This is a genomic window from Kriegella aquimaris, assembly GCF_900103215.1.
GTDB lineage: Bacteria > Bacteroidota > Bacteroidia > Flavobacteriales > Flavobacteriaceae > Kriegella > Kriegella aquimaris.
On sequence record NZ_FNGV01000001.1, the window covers coordinates 192,813 to 208,624 of the forward strand.

Here is a 15,812-nt window from a genome sequence, read left to right on the forward strand (position 1 = left end):
TTTATACAAGTACACTATTCTGAAAGGTCTTTAGAGTTTTGTGCAGGTTGAAGTAATAATTAAGGTGCTACTGTAGCCTACCCTTTAAAAACAATGTTTTTCTCGAATTTGGGCTATACCTAAAAGTTCTGGCTCTATTTTAAGTAGCCTTAGGTAAAAAAACAATCTAATTTCTGTATTATAAGACTCGATTAATCTTCTGGCGGATGGCCATGAATTTGTTCAAAAACGGCATCAAAATTTTCGCGAAGATAGGCGTTAAGCTTTTTTTGATAATCCAGTTTTAGCCAACTTAAGAAATTATAGGTGCTCTTGCTTATACACTTGCCATAAACATGTATCCTATTATCAATGTCTTCTTTAAGTAATTTTGCCAACGCAAGGGCGTCATACACATCTTCACTGTTTTCTATACAGATATAGGCATGCTGTTCAATGGATTTTTCCAAAACCACTTTAGAAGATTCCCCAGAAAAGGTAGCATCTTTATATATGGCCTTAATATCTAGATAAGTATCCTTGGATTTCGAAAATTCTGATCGAATGTCATCGGCCAACTCATGTTTAAAGGCACTTTCAATATCTTCATCGTCCTTAATACGGTCTATGTAGAAATTAGGAGATTTAAAAATGGCCTCCCAGTTTAGGTCTGCACCCCAAGGACCAAAACGATAGATATTGTTGCCGAGGTCTATAACGGTAAATTTCGATTTGTTGTTCAACACTCGAGAACCCCTACCAATCATTTGGTAGTAAAGGGTCAAGGACTTCGTTGCCCTGTTCAAGATAATGGTATCTATAGTGGGTTCATCAAAACCAGTCGTCAGAATACTTACGGATGTTAGTATCGCGTCCGGAGTTTCATTAAACCACTTTAAAATTTGTTTTCGTTGTTTTTTGGTAGCGGTATTGTCCAAATGCATAATGGGCAACCCCGCATTGCTAAAGGTATGGTATACCTGGATCGAGGTTTCTATACCATTGTTGAATATTAATGTTTTTTTACCCTTGGAATGTATTGTATAAGCTTCCAGTAATTTATTTAACATGGACGGACTCGTATACAGGTCCGAAGAAGATTTAACCGTATAATCGCCATTGGAACCTACCTCCAAAGAAGTCAGCCCCATGTCATACTGGTAAGTTTCGGCTTTGGCCAGAAAGTCGTTCTCAATTAAATTTTCTATCGATTCACCGGGGATCAACTCATCATAGTTGCTGTTCATGGGCAACTCCTTATTGGAACTTAAGGGCGTGGCGGTAACTCCAAGAATAAAAGAGTTTTCAAAAAATTTGAACAGTTTTGTAAAGGAATTATAATGGGCCTCATCTACAATGACCAAACCAACGTCCGAGATATCCAATATACCATCGTTAAGCCTATTATTCAGTGTTTCTACCATAGCCACATAACAGCTGTAGCGTTCATGGTCATCTAAATTGGCTTTGCTATTGACTACTTTATTGACCACTCCAAAACTGGTGAGCATTTTAGAAGTCTGGTTACAGAGTTCTACACGGTGTGTCATTACCAAGACCTTTTTTGAGTGGTTTTTAAGGTATTGCCGAACCATTTCAGAGAAAATTACGGTCTTTCCGCCACCAGTAGGTAATTGATATAACAGGTGGTAATCATCCCTTTCATTGTCGAACTTCTCAAATATTTGATGAATGGCACCTTGCTGGTAGCTATAAAGTTCTTTGTCCGTCTTTTTTTCCTGTAGTTCAATTAAAGTCTCTTGCATGATATCTTTTTCTGGAGTTTGCAAAGGTAACACCTTCAGGAAGGAATTACTAATCTATTCAAAGGCTTCCCGTAACAATTCACCGCAATTTTCATAAGTGACGTCATTGCCGGATATTCGTCGTAGGGACCTACCTACAACATGCGTCATCTCGAAAGTTGGTCAATTGTAGCGGCTCATAATGAAGATTTTAAGGTGCCGTTACCCAATACATTGGCCACGTGGTATAAAATCTCGCGCTGTATGTCCATATCTTTCGTATTGAACATGGATTGGATGCACAATTCTTAACCAATAAGATATAATTCGAATGGGATAATTCTTAAATTCTATATATATTCACTTTAATAACCATTTAGAGAACCAATGCTGCTTTCCACTGCCCTTATTGTTGCCAAGATTGTAATTTCTATAACTATATTTAATGTTTGGCTCGTTCGTGTTAATAAGCCCACCCCTTGGCGGGGAGGCGATGCCAAATCAATGAAAGAGGAATTTGAAACCTATGGGCTGTCAAAGGCCATAATGTACATTGTAGGGACAATTAAGGTAATCTTGGCCATAATGCTGTTCATCTCCATCTGGGTACCAGAATTAAGCACTCCAGCGGCAGGCGCCATGGGAATTTTTATGTTGGGTGCCATTGCCATGCATTTTAAGGTTGCAGACCCCAAAATCAGGTCTTTTCCGGCCTTGGTTTTACTTTTATTGTCCATTGGAATCGTGGTGGGAGAAGTATTATTGGAAGGTTTATAAATAACTAATGTCGAAGTTTACATAAATAAAATACCGGAATCACATCCTGATGATGCCCATTTTATTAACTAAAACATTTGGTCAGTACTGTAATAGCGTTTCAGTTTCTGTTATCAGTTCCTTAATTTTTTCATGATTGTACGCATCAGGGTGCGCATCTGAATAAAAGCCTTTATCGTTGTCAAAATACCTGCCTGTTTCTGCCAAATCCGTCATCGCCAAATCGTACAAAACATCGACTCCCTTTTCTGCTGGAGACCAATGCTGACCATAAGCTTCTTTTGCCATTTTAGTATTTAATAATGAACCCGGATTTACCGCCACTACCGTGATTGATGGTTCTTGTTCCGCCAAATGAAAACTCCACATGGTCAATGCCAGTTTGCTTTGTGCATAAGCTTCGTTGGCGCCCAAAGCTATTTTGCCTTCTAACGCCTGTATGTTTATAGTAGATTGCGCAGCAGAACTTAGATTTACAATACGTGCAGTTTTTGATGCTTTTATGTTAGGCAACAATCCGTTAGTTAATACATAAGGTGCAAAGTAATTTACCACAAACCGAATATCTGTAGTACCACTATTGCTATTTGTCATTAAAACGCCTGCATTGTTGACCAAAACATCAATTACCGGCATTTTTTCCGATACCTCTTCAGCCATTTTTTTAACTGTATTTAAGTCTGAAAAATCCGCTAAAAAGCCTATAACATTTTCATTGTTAGATTGCTGTTTAATTTCTTTTAAAGAAGCGGCTAATTTAGCATCACTCCTACCGTGAATGGCTACAAAGTGCCCTTCTTTAGCCAAACGCAAGGCTAGTAATTTACCTATACCGTCTGTACTTCCGGTTATTAAAATATGTTTCATTGTATTTTTTTATGTTGATGAAAACTGGCAATATTGGTATTGCCAGTTTTTTAATTTTATCTTTTGTCTAAAATAATAAGCTACGCTTGCTGTATTAAAATGGTGCAACGGTATCTTTAGGACCATCGGGTAAACTCCAACGTTGGCGAGGGGTAACGCTTTCTAGTGTGACATCTTTAATGGTGTCACTGCTAATATTTCCGTAACTACTGTTACTACCACGTGGTATTTGCATACGGTCACCATACAGCCAAACTACTAAATTACTACGTTGTCCGCTTGTAATTGGGTGTGTTGCGTGTGGCACATTACCTCTGTGGATGATGGCTTTTCCTGGCTCAAAAATAGCCTGTACCGTTTTTCCTGAAGCCTTATCATAAAAATCAACCTCAGATCCTGTAAACTTTTCATCCGGTAAGTTAATGTTGATATTCAAGGTAGCTGCAGAAGCATCGGTATGTGCGTGTAAATCCTTGTCTTTATCTGGATTGTACTGGATTGAGAATCCAAAAGTCTGATTGTCATAACCGTAAGTTCCCAATAACAAACGTGCTATCGGACGCATAAAACGGTCCATCATATCGTTATAAAATGCCTGAAAATTAGGTGCTGCCAAATGCCCTTCAGAACGAGGATCTAGCATCATTCCATATCGGTTTAATTGTATGCCATAAGGCGCACGTTTTGGCACTCTTGAGTTTGCAACAGCTTCTAAATAGTTGCGGAAATCTGCTAAGCGATCTACATCAAAAAACTGTGCAACATAAACACCAGGTATAACTTCTTCCCATAAATCGGCAACAGCAGATTCTTTTTCTAGATTTTCCCAAGCGTCTTTAATGGCTTTACGTAAACGTGGGTCTAGCAAAGTTTCATCAGGAACTAGTAAATTGTCCTTATTTTCTATTTCCCATTCTGCCCAAGCAGCTTCTAACAATTTACGGTTTTCATTCCAAAATTGAGAAACAGATGGATCGCGTCTTAAGGATAATTCTCTTGATGGTACTTCTAGAGCACGAGCTTCTGCAAGTGCATTTGTATGTTCTATTGTTTTCATAATTATATGTTTTAAGTATAGCTACTGCTATTGTATTTTTTATCTATAACAAAATTACGGACAAACGGCTGTTGGACTTTGGTAGTAAAAATGGAGGTTTTAGTAAAAAACAAGGTTTTGCTATGTTTTAAATGAAAAATGCCTCTAAAAAGAGGCATTTAACACTATTAATCAACCATAAGGATACATTGCAAATCCTTATTTGTTTTTAGTTCTCAACTACTATTTTACCAATAGCTTTTCCGCTTTGTAAATGTGCATAAGCATCACCAACTTCTTCTAACGAAAACTTGTTTTCATCTACTATTGGCGTTAAATGTCCTTCATTAGAAATTTCAGCTAATCGCTCTAAAATATTTCCGTGTTCCTCTCTTTTAAAATTGTGCAACATTGGTATTAGCATAAATACCACGTGTAATGATGCTCCTTTAAAATGCAATGGCGTTAAGTCTAACTCACATAACGAAACCGTAGTAGAAATATGTCCGTTTAAGGCTACAGCTTCAATTGAATTGGTAAGGTTTGCACCACCCACAGTATCAAAAACCACATCAAAACCACCATCGGTATATTTTGCTGTGTAATCTACTACCTTTTCAGTTTTAAAATCGATAAAAGTTGCTCCAAATTTTTCAACAATAGCTTTTTGATTATCACCAGTACCTGTAGCAAAAACTTCTGCTCCAAAATACTTTGCCAATTGTACCGCTAAGTGACCAACACCACCTGAACCACCATGTACCAGTACTTTCTGACCTTCTTTTACGCCCGCTCGTGTTAAACCTTCATAAGCTGTAATAGCTACTAATGGTAAAGCTGCAGTTTCGCGCATAGTTAAGCCTTTTGGTTTGTGCGCTACAAGGTTGCTATCCGCTACAATATATTCAGTTAGGGTTCCTGGTAAATCGGCTAATCCTCCAGCGCAACCGTATACTTCATCACCTACTTTAAAACCTTCTACTCCATCTTCAACTGCTTCTACGGTTCCAGAGAAATCCATTCCCAATAAGGCTGGTGCAGCTGGTGATAATGGTAAATCGGTTCCCATATTCTTAATCATAGTGTCAATCGTATTTACACTAGATGCCGCTATTTTTACCAATACGTGATTTGCTTTTACTGCTGGTTTTTCAATTTCAGTTGCCGTAAATGTTACATTTTCTCCGTAACTGTTCAATAACATTGCTTTCATATCTAATCTTCTTTTTTTATTCGTTAATCGTTAATCGTTAATCGTTAATCGTTATTCGTTAATCGTTATTTGTTTTTCGCTGTGCGCCACACGCTTCGCGTTATACGCAAAAACTGAAAAGCGATTGGCGTAAAGTGTATTGCGAAAGGTGCTCAGCGTTTTTAATTTACATCTTGAATATCCATCACCATTTGTTCCCAATTCTTTTGGTTGTTATGGTCAAACTGAGCGCCATTTTCATCGGCATAGGTAAATCTTTTTATGGCTGGCGTTCTACTTGTTGCCTGAAACAATTGGTATGCTTCTTCTTTTAAAGCCTCTTTAATTGGTAAGTCTATGGAAGCATAAACTGCACGTTTGCTAGCTGCAATAGAGTCTGCAGGAAATTTAGAAATGCGCTCTGCCAAAGCATCTACATAAGGTCCTATTTCATCTGCATTTAATGCCTTGTTAATAGTTCCAAATTTTTCAGCTTCGTCTGCGTCCCAATCTCTGGCTCCTAAAATAATTTCCAGTGCCTTTCCTAATCCTGTTTGTCTTGCCATACGTGAAGCGCCACCACCACAAGGTAAAATGCCCATACCTACTTCCATTTGCATAAATTTGGCTTTACCTCTAGCGGCAAAACGCATATCCAATGCCAATGCCATTTCGTGTCCGCCACCACGTGCAAAACCTTCAATTTTTGCAATAGTTGCTTGTGGTACGTTACTTAGTCTTTCTAAAATTGCTTGTAAGTCTAATAACTGTACTTCGTTTCTAGGTACAGCTTCCATAGACATATCTCTAAGTAAGTTGGTATCATAATGACATACCCAATATTCTGGATTTGAAGATTCAAAAACAACTACTTTTACGCTTCTATCACGCTCTAAACGTAAACAAAGACTGCTTAAATCTGCTAGCATTTCTTGTCCTTGTACGTTTACTGGTCCAAAGTTGATATCAATTGTTAAAATTCCTCCTTTTTGTTCTGCCGTAAATGTTTGAAAATTCTTGTATTCCATAGTATTGAGTTTTTGGTTAATTATTGTTTTGTTATTATTACAGGACAAAGTTACCTAGGCACTCAAGCTTTGGATAAGTAAAAAACAAAGGGCTTTTAGTAAAAAAAGAGGTAAATAGTAATTTATTAGGAAATACTTGCCTTATAAGCACCAATAGTCATCCCCTTATAACTTTGGAAAGTCTTGTTAAGGTGACTAGAATCTGTAAAGCCTAATTCCATTGCAATTTCAGAAAACTGCAAATCGGTATATTTTAATCGGGTTTCTACGAGTTTTAATTTGTAGTTAAGAATGTACTTTTTTAGCGATACATCAGTATGTTTTTTAAAATATTCACTGATGTAATTGTCCGCCATACGAAACTCCTCTGCCAAGTTTTTGGTGGTCAGCAATTCTGGATGGTAAATATTGGCGTGAATAAAGTTGATGATTTGCTGAATTTTAGAAGACTCCACAATTTTAGTACTCATATCAGCATTTAAAAACTGAATGTTTCGGGCAATAAGGTGAAGAATTACAGAAAGTGATTTTTGAATGATAAACAGGTCGTATGATTTCTTCTTATCATTTTCTGCCGCCACCATTTCTATCAATGATAGTAAGTGAATTTTATCCGATTCGGTTTCAAAACGCATTTCTCGCAATTGATGACTTTCACTGTTTAGAATCCCTTCAATTTTTCTGAACCAATCGTTTATCGGAAGATTCGCATTTTGCGATGCATCTCCTCTAAAAAAACTTTTCAAGAATTTAATGGCAATGGTAGTAGTTGACGATTCCGGATTTACAATGTAAATATCATCTGGCACAAAAACAAAAATGCTGTTAGCCGAATAGTTTACCGTTTTCCCATTAATCCTTATGGTGCCGCTACCCTTTTCAAAATACACAATCTCAAAAAACCTGATGGTAGTGTATTTACAAAACTCAAAAAAGGTTTGGTCTTTGTATTCTTGAATTACAATATTTTCGATTATGGTACGTGGCATAGTTCTTAAAAGTACTATATAATTTTTGCTTCGGTTTCAAGCGCTAAAAATTTGTGGATGTCACTAACTACAATAGACCCCTCACCTACCGCCGAGGCTACACGTTTAACCGACCCTGAGCGCACATCGCCAACAGCAAAAAGTCCGGGTAAACTGGTTTCAAAAGTGTAAGGTTTTCTGTGGTTAAATACCGATTCGCCATTTAAAGCATTGTCGCAAATAGTGAGCCCTGTGTGTACAAAGCCCTTAGCATCCGTATCTATAATATTATCTAACCACTCCGTACAAGGTTTTGCGCCAACAAATGTAAATAGGTAATTAATATTGTTTTGGACTAAAGTTTCGTTTTGTTTGATTTCTACCTTTTCCAAATATGTATCGCCTTCAACCTTAACGACATTACTACCCGGCAAAACTTCAATATTATCACATGCGAAAATTCGCTGCACTAGATAGTCGCTCATTTTTGCGCCAATATCCTCGTTTCTGATGATTACATATACTTTATGCGCATGGCTTGCTAAAAACAATGCCGCCTGACCTGCGGAGTTGCCACCACCCACAATACCTATTTCGCTGTTCTTACACATGTTGGCATGCATTGAAGTGGCGCTGTAGTACACTCCGGAACCTTCAAATTTTTCAATACCTTCTAAAGGCAGTCTTCTATACGCCGCACCTGTTGCGGCAATTACCGTTTTAGCCTTTAATATAGATGTGTTGTTAGAATTAACTTCGTAATAACCATCTTTGCGCACTATGCCCTCTACCCTATGCGGTACGGAAATGGTACAACCAAACTTTTGAGCCTGTATGTAGCCATTATTAGCAAGGTCACGTCCTGAAATTCCGGTAGGAAATCCTAGATAGTTCTCAATTTTAGAACTTTTACCGGCTTGTCCGCCAGGGGAATTACTGTCTATGGTCAACACTTTTAAGCCTTCTGAAGCGGCATAAACACTAGCAGCCAAACCAGCGGGACCAGCACCTACCACCAGAACATCATAAATATCATCATCCAATTGTAATCTAACACCGGTACACATACCAATTTTATCTATGGATGGGCGAACGGAAATCTCATTCTGACTATTAATCAAAACAGGCAGATCAGACTCTTTCAAATTGAAAGTTTCCAATAGCTGTACCAATCCGTCTTCCTTATCCGAATCAATAAAATTGTACCAAATATCATTCTTATCCATGAAATCACGGATAGCGTAGGTTTCATTGGAGTGTTCAGAACCAATTAGCTTAATACCCTGAACATTGTTCTTCAGAGCATCTTCACGCAATAAAAATGCATTCAGAAGTACATCGCTAATATCACTGAATTTGGCAATGGCACTTTTTAGATTTTCAGGGCTTATTCTTATAAGCTGGGTATTTGCCAAGGTTTCACCACAAACCCCAACGGTTCTGTGCGAAAGAATACTACTTGAACCTGAGAACTGATGCCTGGTATGAATGGCAATATTTTCATCTTTTTTATCAGGGTCTATAATTCTGATTCCACCAGTGAGCACCACAAAAAAATCATAGTGTTGGTCCCCAAAATCTAAAACGACCGTTGGCTCTTTATAGAATTCTATTTCACCGTAATTCTTGAGTTTTTCGACCTGAACATTAGTTAATTCAGGAAATTTTGGATCGATCATAATTGGTTTGATTGTTTAGATAGTGATAACCTTGAACATAAGATAATGTTTGTAATCTATTTTACCTCATAATCTCCATTACTTCTTATGTAAAGAACTGTTTCTTTAGCGGTAGAAATGATTGAAGTTGCATTTTGCTCTGCACCAAAATAAGAACCAGGTTCTAGTATGTTTTTAGCATCTTTTTTAGTAAACTGATGTGTTAGGCTACCAGAAATAACTACTGCCCTAAAGTTAGGACTCAAATTTTTGATGCTTCCGTTAAAACCAGCTGGAAATTTTAAAAGAGTTGCACGTAGTTGCTTTTCTTTATGACTCCCCCATAAAAAAGTAGTCTGTACATTACTTTTTTCGGCTACCCATTCTATATCATTTGCATTTAACCAAACCAAATTTGTTTTGTCAACATTAACTGGTCTTTCACCATTATCAAAAGCTTCAGAAGTGGGTTTCACTAAATACGGTCCCTCTTGAATATCTAAAAAAGCCATATTATCTTCACCATACGCAGCAGTAATATGCGCTCCGCCAGCTGGCTGTTGCCAATAAGAACCTGTCGGCAGCCATTGTTTTTCTGCCTTTTTATCATCATTGTGTAATAAACCTTTAATTACTACACCTCTATAAGTTATGTTGTGAATGTGTGGCGGCGATGAAAATCCTTTTTTAAATTTTACTAAAAATCCTGATGGTTCGTTTTTGGTACGGTCTCCCCAAAGTTTTCCTGCAGCCGGACTCTTATCGCCACGTAGCGGGTTTAACCAACCCCATTCAATGTTGTCCGCCGTTACTACCTCGTTGATGGATTTTGCAGCATCTGTTTTTAGAGTTTGTGCATTTGCGCATACTCCTGCCAATATGGCAAGAATAAGTATAAAGTAATTTTTCATTTTATAATCTTAATAATTGCCTTTATGGTTACTATTATTCATACTTCAGAATAGTTCGAAAACTTTTGGATAATTTGACCTTGGCCAACTGTAGCAGTATTTGCAAGTTTTAAAAAAGAATTACTGTCTTCCCAATGCTTTTACTTGATTCTTGCAGTCTATGCGCTTCTTTTAAGGTTTCAACCGTAAATCCGTTTAAGGTGGTCGATAATGTTGATTTTAAAGTTCCGTTATCCAATAGATCGGCAACATGATTTAAAATCTCGTGCTGTCTGTCGATATCTTCCGTATTGAACATAGAGCGGGTATACATCAATTCCCAGGAAAAGGTGACACTCTTAGCTTTTAAGAGGTCTAAATTCAGTGGTTTACTACTTCCCGTAATGGAAACAATGTGCCCTTGGGGCTTAATAATTTCTGCAGCAGTTTCCCAATAACCCTCTAGGTCTACAAAATCAAGAATATAGTTCACTTGGCTGTGCCCTATTTTTTCCAGTTCTTCCTTTAGGTTGTGGTGATTGACCACATAATCAGCGCCTAAATCTTTACACCATTGAATGGAATCTTCACGGGAAGCCGTTGCGATGACGGTTAAATTTCCCAATTTTTTGGCCAATTGTATGGCTATGGAACCAACGCCGCCGGCGCCGGCCAGTACCAGAACTGATTTACCTTGGTCTTTTTCAGGATTGATTTTGATACGGTCAAACAAAGCTTCGTAAGCGGTTAAACTCGTTAATGGCATCGCAGCAGTTTCGGCAATACTCAAGTTTTTAGGCTTCTTGCCGACGATACGTTCATCTACCAATTGAAATTCGGCATTGCTACCACTACGCGTTAGGTCTCCAGCATAAAAAACTTCATCACCAACCTTGAACTTGGAGGTCTTCTCCCCTACGGCTTCCACAATACCAACGGCATCCCAACCAATCACTTTTGGGGTTTCCAATTCCTCATCTTTGGCCGCATTTTGCCTAATCTTAAAATCGACCGGATTTACAGAGTTGGCCTGTACTTTTACCAAAAGGTCGAAGCCTGAGGGAGTTGGTTTTTCTGTTTCAAAGGCTATAAAACTATTCGCTTCTGAAATGGGTAAAGACTTTTTGAATCCTATTGCTTTCATTTTCTTTATTTTTTTAAATTTTATTCTATCTCCAAGTTACGATATCTTCAATGTTTCTCCTTGATTTCGCAAAAGGTGGCTCCACTTTTCGATACCCAAAAGCTACCATAAACGATAAACCATATTTTTCGGTGTCAATACCGAACTTATCTCGTAAGACTGTTTCTATTTTTTGTTCGTGGAATCCTTCCATCGGGCAACTGTCAATTCCCCGTAAAGCCGCGGAAGTCATCATATTACCCAATGCAATATAAGTTTGTTTGGAAGCCCAGTCGAACATTTTTTTATCGGAATCTAAATTAAAATCACGCTCTTGGAATTCTCTATAAAATTTAGAGTACCCTTCAATCATATCTTCAGGTAATTGTTTTACATCTTTCATCATCGACTTAATGTAATCTGAATTCCATTTTGTCATCGGTGCCTTCATGCTCAAACCCAGAACAAAATGACTAGCGGTATCAAGTTTTAAGGGTGCCCCCCACGCCACTGGCTTTAATAATTCACGTAACTCCTTATCTTGGACTACGATAAAATGCCAAGGCTCAAAACCAAAAGAGCTGGGGGATAAATGTGCGGTTTCAAGAATAAAAGCCATATCGTCATCAGAAACTTTTTTGGTGGTATCAAATTCCTTGGTGGCATGTCTATATTGAAATGCATTGATAATTTCTTCTTTAGAAACGTGCGGTGTATTCATCTTTTATAATTTATATATTTACTTGTTATTTTAATTAGCTGTTGCAAAAATAAAACCACCTTGAAGTAATTCTAGAGTATAAAAAGAGGAGATGTATGTACAAATAAAGGTTTTTTGGGATATTAGACTTATAATATTCCTTAATCAAGCCTTAAATACCCGAATATCGCCACCGATTATACTATAATTTAAGATATTGCCCTTTTATAGTACAAGTTTTTATTTTATTCAACCCACCTGAAAGTTAGGTTGATCCTGGGTTGGATATTCTTTGTAGTTTTTGGAATCCTATGTTTCCAATTTTGTTGGGTAGCTCCTTGCATTAGCAACAAACTGCCGTGGGATAGTGGAATGTCAAGTCGCTTTAAATCTTTACGCGTAGCGTGTTTTAGTTGAAAAGGTCTGGTTTCCCCAAAGGTAACCGAACCTATAACCGTATTTTCACGAAGTTCGCCTTGATAATCTTGGTGCCAATCCACGCTGTCTTTTCCGTCTCGATACAAATTCAGCAAACATCGCGTAAATTTTATATCGGCCTCCTGCTCTACCCGCTCTTTAATAAAAAGCAACTCACTATTCCACGGATGTACTTTCTTTGCACTCCCGGCGTAGGTTAAGGTTTTGGCCGTATCACCATACCAAGCTGTCAATCGTGGTAAATCTAACTCTTTGCCATAAATGGTCATATAATCTTGTTGCCATTCCGTATGTGCCAACAAAATTTTGTACAGTCGGTCGCTTTCTGAAGCACTGAAGAAATTTTCGTAAAAAGTAATATCCGCTCCCGGTAAATCAAAACTTGTTTTCTTTACTTCATCAGTCGAAAATAGGTCTATATGACTAAATAAGTCCATAATATTTTATACTTAGCATCCGTAATAAGTAGTTATTCCTGAACCCAAATTTATGATTGCATATTTACTACAGTTCGGCCCTTTAATTTTCCATCGAGCATCAAATTGATTTTTTCATTCAATTCATGAAGTGTTATTTCGGTGCAATTATCAGCGAGATGGTCGGGTTTCCAATCCTTTGCTAATTTATCCCAAACAAGCTCCCTATAGTCCAATGGGTAATTTTGAGAGTCGATACCAATTAGAGCTACACCCTTTAAAATAAAAGGGTACACCGTTAAATCGAGCTTCGGGGAGGCTACATTACCACAACAGGTCACTACACCCATAGCGTTTATTGATTTTATGATGTTCTCAAGAATGACACCACCTACCGTATCAATACCTCCGGCATACAAAGGTCTTAAAAGGGGTTTTTTATCCATTGCTTCAAAATCTTTGCGTAGCACTATCGTTTCGGCTCCAAGATTTTCTAGGTAAGCTTTGGCCGTCTCTTTGCCGGTAATCGCGGCAATGCTATACCCTAGTTTTCTTAAGATAGAAACACTAAGTGAACCCACCCCTCCTGTCGCGCCCGAAACAGCAATTTGTCCATCTTCAGGTTTGACGGTTTCGAAAAGCCTTACTACTGAAATGCCCGCGGTTAATCCGGCGGTACCGAACATCATCGCTTCTTTCATGGTCAAATTTTTAGGAAGTTTCACCACCCAAGCCTCGGGCACACTAATATATTGCCCGAATCCCCCGCTTGTGTTCATTCCCAAATCATAACTGGTAACAATAACCTTGTCATCGATTTTAAATTTGTCAGTTTTTGAAGTGACTACAATACCCACCGCATCAATGCCAGGAGTATGCGGATACTTTTTTGTAACTCCTTTATTTCCGGTTGCAGATAAGGCATCCTTGTAGTTTAAGGAGGAATAGTAAACCTTGACCAATACATCTCCCTCTGGTAAATCACTTGTTGACTTTGATTTTATTTCACGTATAAAAGTTCCATCCCGTTCCTCAACAACAAAGGCTTTGAATTCGCGGTGTGTCATGATTTTTTGTTTTAACTTTCTTATTATTTTCTCGTATTCCTTATAAAATTGACCGTATCAATCCGCCATCTACCCGTATGGATGCTCCGTTTGTTGCGGAAGCCAATTCACTCGAATAATATACAATAGTGTTCGCAATTTCGTCAACTGATGCAAAACGTTCTATTAGTGAAGTCGGACGCATGTTTTTAAAGAAATCGGCTTCTACTTCATCTACGGAGATATTATCGGCCTTTGCCAAATCTTCAATAAATCCGCTGACACCCTTGGATTTTGTCGGGCCCGGTAAAATGGAGTTTACGGTAACGTTTGTTCCTTTTGTCAGTTCAGCCAATCCCCTACTTACCGCCAATTGCGCTGTTTTGGTCATTCCGTAATGAATCATTTCCTCGGGAATGAAAACTGCGGATTCACTAGAGATAAAGATAATCCTTCCCCAGTTTTTCTTCAACATTTTGGGAAAGTACTGTCGCGCCAAACGGATACCGCTCATTACATTCACCTCAAAAAATTTAAACCAATCCTCATCCGGAATATCTGCAAAGGCCTTGGGTTCAAAAATTCCGGTATTATTGATTAAAATATCGACCTCTGGCAGTTTTTTTAGCAAACTATTGATGTCTTCTACTTTGGAAAAGTCAGCTGCAATACCGGAAACATTGGCATTTTTAATTTCAGCTTTTAGTTTTTCGACTGCTGCATCGACAGTATCTTGCTTTCTACCGTTTATTATCACTTGGGCACCTTCATTTAAAAATCGCGCTGCGGTGGCATAACCTATACCGGCAGTGGAGCCGCTTATAAATACAAGTTTATCTTTTATTTTTAAGTCCATTTTCTGTTTTTTTAGGGTCTATAAATTAGCACTGGCAGTTTCTAAAAGTTCTAAATCGGCCGCATCTAGATTTAATTTAGGGGCGTCGAATAAAGTTTGTAGTTGGCTTTGACTAGTTGCACTGACTATTGGAGCGGCAATATGCGGTTTTGCCAACAACCAGGCTAGGGCAACCGTTGCCGGTTTGCTTTTGTGTTTGTCGGACACGGTATCTAAGGCCTTTATAACGCCCAACCCTTTTTCGTTTAAATACTGTTTAGCACCTTCGCCGCGTACACTCTTGCTCAAATCGTTCTCCGACCGGTATTTACCGGTTAAAAATCCTCCTGCCAACGAAAAATAGGGCATGACACTGAGTCCGTACTGTTCAACCAAGTTAGCATATTTAGTTTCATAGTTTTGGCGCTCTACTAAATTGTAATGAGGTTGTAGGGCTACATAATTGGGCAAGTTATTTTCTTCCGAAGCTTTAAAAGAAGCCGTTAATCTCTCCGGCGATAAGTTTGATGCCCCAATGTGACGTACTTTTCCGGCTTTTATGATTTCATCGTAGGCTGACAGGGTTTCTTCGACGGGCGTAACTTCATCGTCAAAATGTGTGTAATACAAATCGATATAATCTGTTTGAAGACGTTTCAACGACTCGTCTATAGATTTTAGAATATGCTTCTTGCTGATGTCATTTGGATGCTCCTTCGTCTCCGACCCCACTTTAGTTGCAATGACTATTTTATCTCGATTTCCGCGGGCTTTCATCCAGTTCCCAATTACAGTTTCAGATTGACCACCAACGCCATTTACCCACCAAGAGTAGGTATCTGCCGTGTCAATAAAATCGAAACCGGCATCTATGAAGGCATCCAATATTTCAAAGGACTGTTTTTCATTCAGTGTCCAACCAAAAACATTTCCGCCAAAATTGATGCGCGCTACTTTTAAGTCTGAATTCCCTATAGTTACTTTTTTCATGTTTTCTTTTTTAATTACTTTTTTAAATGTACACTTAAAACCCAAGACATTTTTTGAGGTTTTTCTTTACCAAAATATGGGCTTCACTAATAAGGCGCCTTTCTTTATTATTGCTTGCACCCTA

General features: G+C 38.2%; 15 protein-coding genes. 1 reads left to right on the top strand and 14 read right to left on the bottom strand.

Annotated features, from left to right (window positions below; genetic code table 11):
* Positions 1 to 191: 191 nt before the first annotated feature.
* Positions 192 to 1,745, bottom strand: coding sequence for a DEAD/DEAH box helicase (locus BLS33_RS00860; protein ID WP_089884344.1), 1,554 nt, complete (start codon positions 1,743 to 1,745; stop codon positions 192 to 194).
* A 366-nt stretch (positions 1,746 to 2,111) separates the two neighbouring features.
* Between BLS33_RS00860 and BLS33_RS00865 the strand changes: the two genes are divergently transcribed.
* Positions 2,112 to 2,501, top strand: coding sequence for a DoxX family protein (locus tag BLS33_RS00865; protein WP_089884346.1), 390 nt, complete (start codon positions 2,112 to 2,114; stop codon positions 2,499 to 2,501).
* An 81-nt stretch (positions 2,502 to 2,582) separates the two neighbouring features.
* Here BLS33_RS00865 and BLS33_RS00870 read toward each other — a convergent pair whose 3' ends face one another.
* From BLS33_RS00870 to BLS33_RS00930, 13 genes are all read right to left on the bottom strand, one after another.
* A complete protein-coding gene (locus tag BLS33_RS00870) occupies positions 2,583 to 3,368 on the bottom strand; it encodes an SDR family NAD(P)-dependent oxidoreductase (protein ID WP_089884348.1) in 786 nt (261 codons plus the stop codon).
* Positions 3,369 to 3,462: 94 nt separating this feature from the next.
* Positions 3,463 to 4,425: a 2OG-Fe(II) oxygenase gene (locus BLS33_RS00875; protein WP_089884350.1), complete on the bottom strand. Its 963-nt coding sequence runs from the start codon at positions 4,423 to 4,425 to the stop codon at positions 3,463 to 3,465.
* 208 nt (positions 4,426 to 4,633) lie between these two features.
* Positions 4,634 to 5,617, bottom strand: a complete 984-nt coding sequence (locus BLS33_RS00880; RefSeq protein WP_089884352.1) for a zinc-dependent alcohol dehydrogenase family protein — start codon at positions 5,615 to 5,617, stop codon at positions 4,634 to 4,636.
* 161 nt (positions 5,618 to 5,778) lie between these two features.
* Positions 5,779 to 6,624, bottom strand: coding sequence for an enoyl-CoA hydratase/isomerase family protein (locus BLS33_RS00885; protein ID WP_089884354.1), 846 nt, complete (start codon positions 6,622 to 6,624; stop codon positions 5,779 to 5,781).
* A 125-nt stretch (positions 6,625 to 6,749) separates the two neighbouring features.
* Positions 6,750 to 7,613: an AraC family transcriptional regulator gene (locus BLS33_RS00890; protein WP_089884356.1), complete on the bottom strand. Its 864-nt coding sequence runs from the start codon at positions 7,611 to 7,613 to the stop codon at positions 6,750 to 6,752.
* 14 nt (positions 7,614 to 7,627) lie between these two features.
* Complete coding sequence (locus tag BLS33_RS25350; protein ID WP_089884358.1) at positions 7,628 to 9,271, bottom strand: FAD-dependent oxidoreductase; 1,644 nt, start codon at positions 9,269 to 9,271, stop codon at positions 7,628 to 7,630.
* A 56-nt stretch (positions 9,272 to 9,327) separates the two neighbouring features.
* Positions 9,328 to 10,161 (bottom strand): DUF4437 domain-containing protein, encoded by an 834-nt coding sequence (locus BLS33_RS00900; RefSeq protein WP_089884360.1) that lies wholly within the window; start codon positions 10,159 to 10,161, stop codon positions 9,328 to 9,330.
* Positions 10,162 to 10,270: 109 nt separating this feature from the next.
* Positions 10,271 to 11,284 carry a zinc-binding alcohol dehydrogenase family protein gene (locus BLS33_RS00905; protein WP_089884362.1) on the bottom strand — a complete coding sequence of 338 codons (1,014 nt, stop codon included), beginning with the start codon at positions 11,282 to 11,284 and terminating at the stop codon, positions 10,271 to 10,273.
* A 25-nt stretch (positions 11,285 to 11,309) separates the two neighbouring features.
* Positions 11,310 to 11,984: an NAD(P)H-dependent oxidoreductase gene (locus tag BLS33_RS00910; protein ID WP_089884364.1), complete on the bottom strand. Its 675-nt coding sequence runs from the start codon at positions 11,982 to 11,984 to the stop codon at positions 11,310 to 11,312.
* Between the two features lie 224 nt (positions 11,985 to 12,208).
* Positions 12,209 to 12,838: an alpha-ketoglutarate-dependent dioxygenase AlkB family protein gene (locus BLS33_RS00915; RefSeq protein ID WP_089884366.1), complete on the bottom strand. Its 630-nt coding sequence runs from the start codon at positions 12,836 to 12,838 to the stop codon at positions 12,209 to 12,211.
* Positions 12,839 to 12,888: 50 nt separating this feature from the next.
* Positions 12,889 to 13,884, bottom strand: a complete 996-nt coding sequence (locus tag BLS33_RS00920; RefSeq protein ID WP_089884368.1) for a YhdH/YhfP family quinone oxidoreductase — start codon at positions 13,882 to 13,884, stop codon at positions 12,889 to 12,891.
* Positions 13,885 to 13,924: 40 nt separating this feature from the next.
* On the bottom strand, positions 13,925 to 14,719 hold the full coding sequence (locus BLS33_RS00925) for an SDR family NAD(P)-dependent oxidoreductase (RefSeq protein ID WP_089884370.1): 795 nt from the start codon (positions 14,717 to 14,719) through the stop codon (positions 13,925 to 13,927).
* A gap of 18 nt (positions 14,720 to 14,737) precedes the next feature.
* Positions 14,738 to 15,688, bottom strand: a complete 951-nt coding sequence (locus BLS33_RS00930; RefSeq protein ID WP_089884372.1) for an aldo/keto reductase — start codon at positions 15,686 to 15,688, stop codon at positions 14,738 to 14,740.
* Positions 15,689 to 15,812 lie beyond the last annotated feature (124 nt).

Excerpts from the sequence above, each read along its gene's own strand:
- BLS33_RS00860 (WP_089884344.1), bottom strand. The coding sequence starts at position 1,745 with ATGCAAGAGACTTTAATTGAACTACAGGAAAAAAAGACGGACAAAGAA.
- BLS33_RS00865 (WP_089884346.1), top strand. The coding sequence starts at position 2,112 with ATGCTGCTTTCCACTGCCCTTATTGTTGCCAAGATTGTAATTTCTATA.
- BLS33_RS00870 (WP_089884348.1), bottom strand. The coding sequence starts at position 3,368 with ATGAAACATATTTTAATAACCGGAAGTACAGACGGTATAGGTAAATTA.
- BLS33_RS00875 (WP_089884350.1), bottom strand. The coding sequence starts at position 4,425 with ATGAAAACAATAGAACATACAAATGCACTTGCAGAAGCTCGTGCTCTA.
- BLS33_RS00880 (WP_089884352.1), bottom strand. The coding sequence starts at position 5,617 with ATGAAAGCAATGTTATTGAACAGTTACGGAGAAAATGTAACATTTACG.
- BLS33_RS00885 (WP_089884354.1), bottom strand. The coding sequence starts at position 6,624 with ATGGAATACAAGAATTTTCAAACATTTACGGCAGAACAAAAAGGAGGA.
- BLS33_RS00890 (WP_089884356.1), bottom strand. The coding sequence starts at position 7,613 with ATGCCACGTACCATAATCGAAAATATTGTAATTCAAGAATACAAAGAC.
- BLS33_RS25350 (WP_089884358.1), bottom strand. The coding sequence starts at position 9,271 with ATGATCGATCCAAAATTTCCTGAATTAACTAATGTTCAGGTCGAAAAA.
- BLS33_RS00900 (WP_089884360.1), bottom strand. The coding sequence starts at position 10,161 with ATGAAAAATTACTTTATACTTATTCTTGCCATATTGGCAGGAGTATGC.
- BLS33_RS00905 (WP_089884362.1), bottom strand. The coding sequence starts at position 11,284 with ATGAAAGCAATAGGATTCAAAAAGTCTTTACCCATTTCAGAAGCGAAT.
- BLS33_RS00910 (WP_089884364.1), bottom strand. The coding sequence starts at position 11,984 with ATGAATACACCGCACGTTTCTAAAGAAGAAATTATCAATGCATTTCAA.
- BLS33_RS00915 (WP_089884366.1), bottom strand. The coding sequence starts at position 12,838 with ATGGACTTATTTAGTCATATAGACCTATTTTCGACTGATGAAGTAAAG.
- BLS33_RS00920 (WP_089884368.1), bottom strand. The coding sequence starts at position 13,884 with ATGACACACCGCGAATTCAAAGCCTTTGTTGTTGAGGAACGGGATGGA.
- BLS33_RS00925 (WP_089884370.1), bottom strand. The coding sequence starts at position 14,719 with ATGGACTTAAAAATAAAAGATAAACTTGTATTTATAAGCGGCTCCACT.
- BLS33_RS00930 (WP_089884372.1), bottom strand. The coding sequence starts at position 15,688 with ATGAAAAAAGTAACTATAGGGAATTCAGACTTAAAAGTAGCGCGCATC.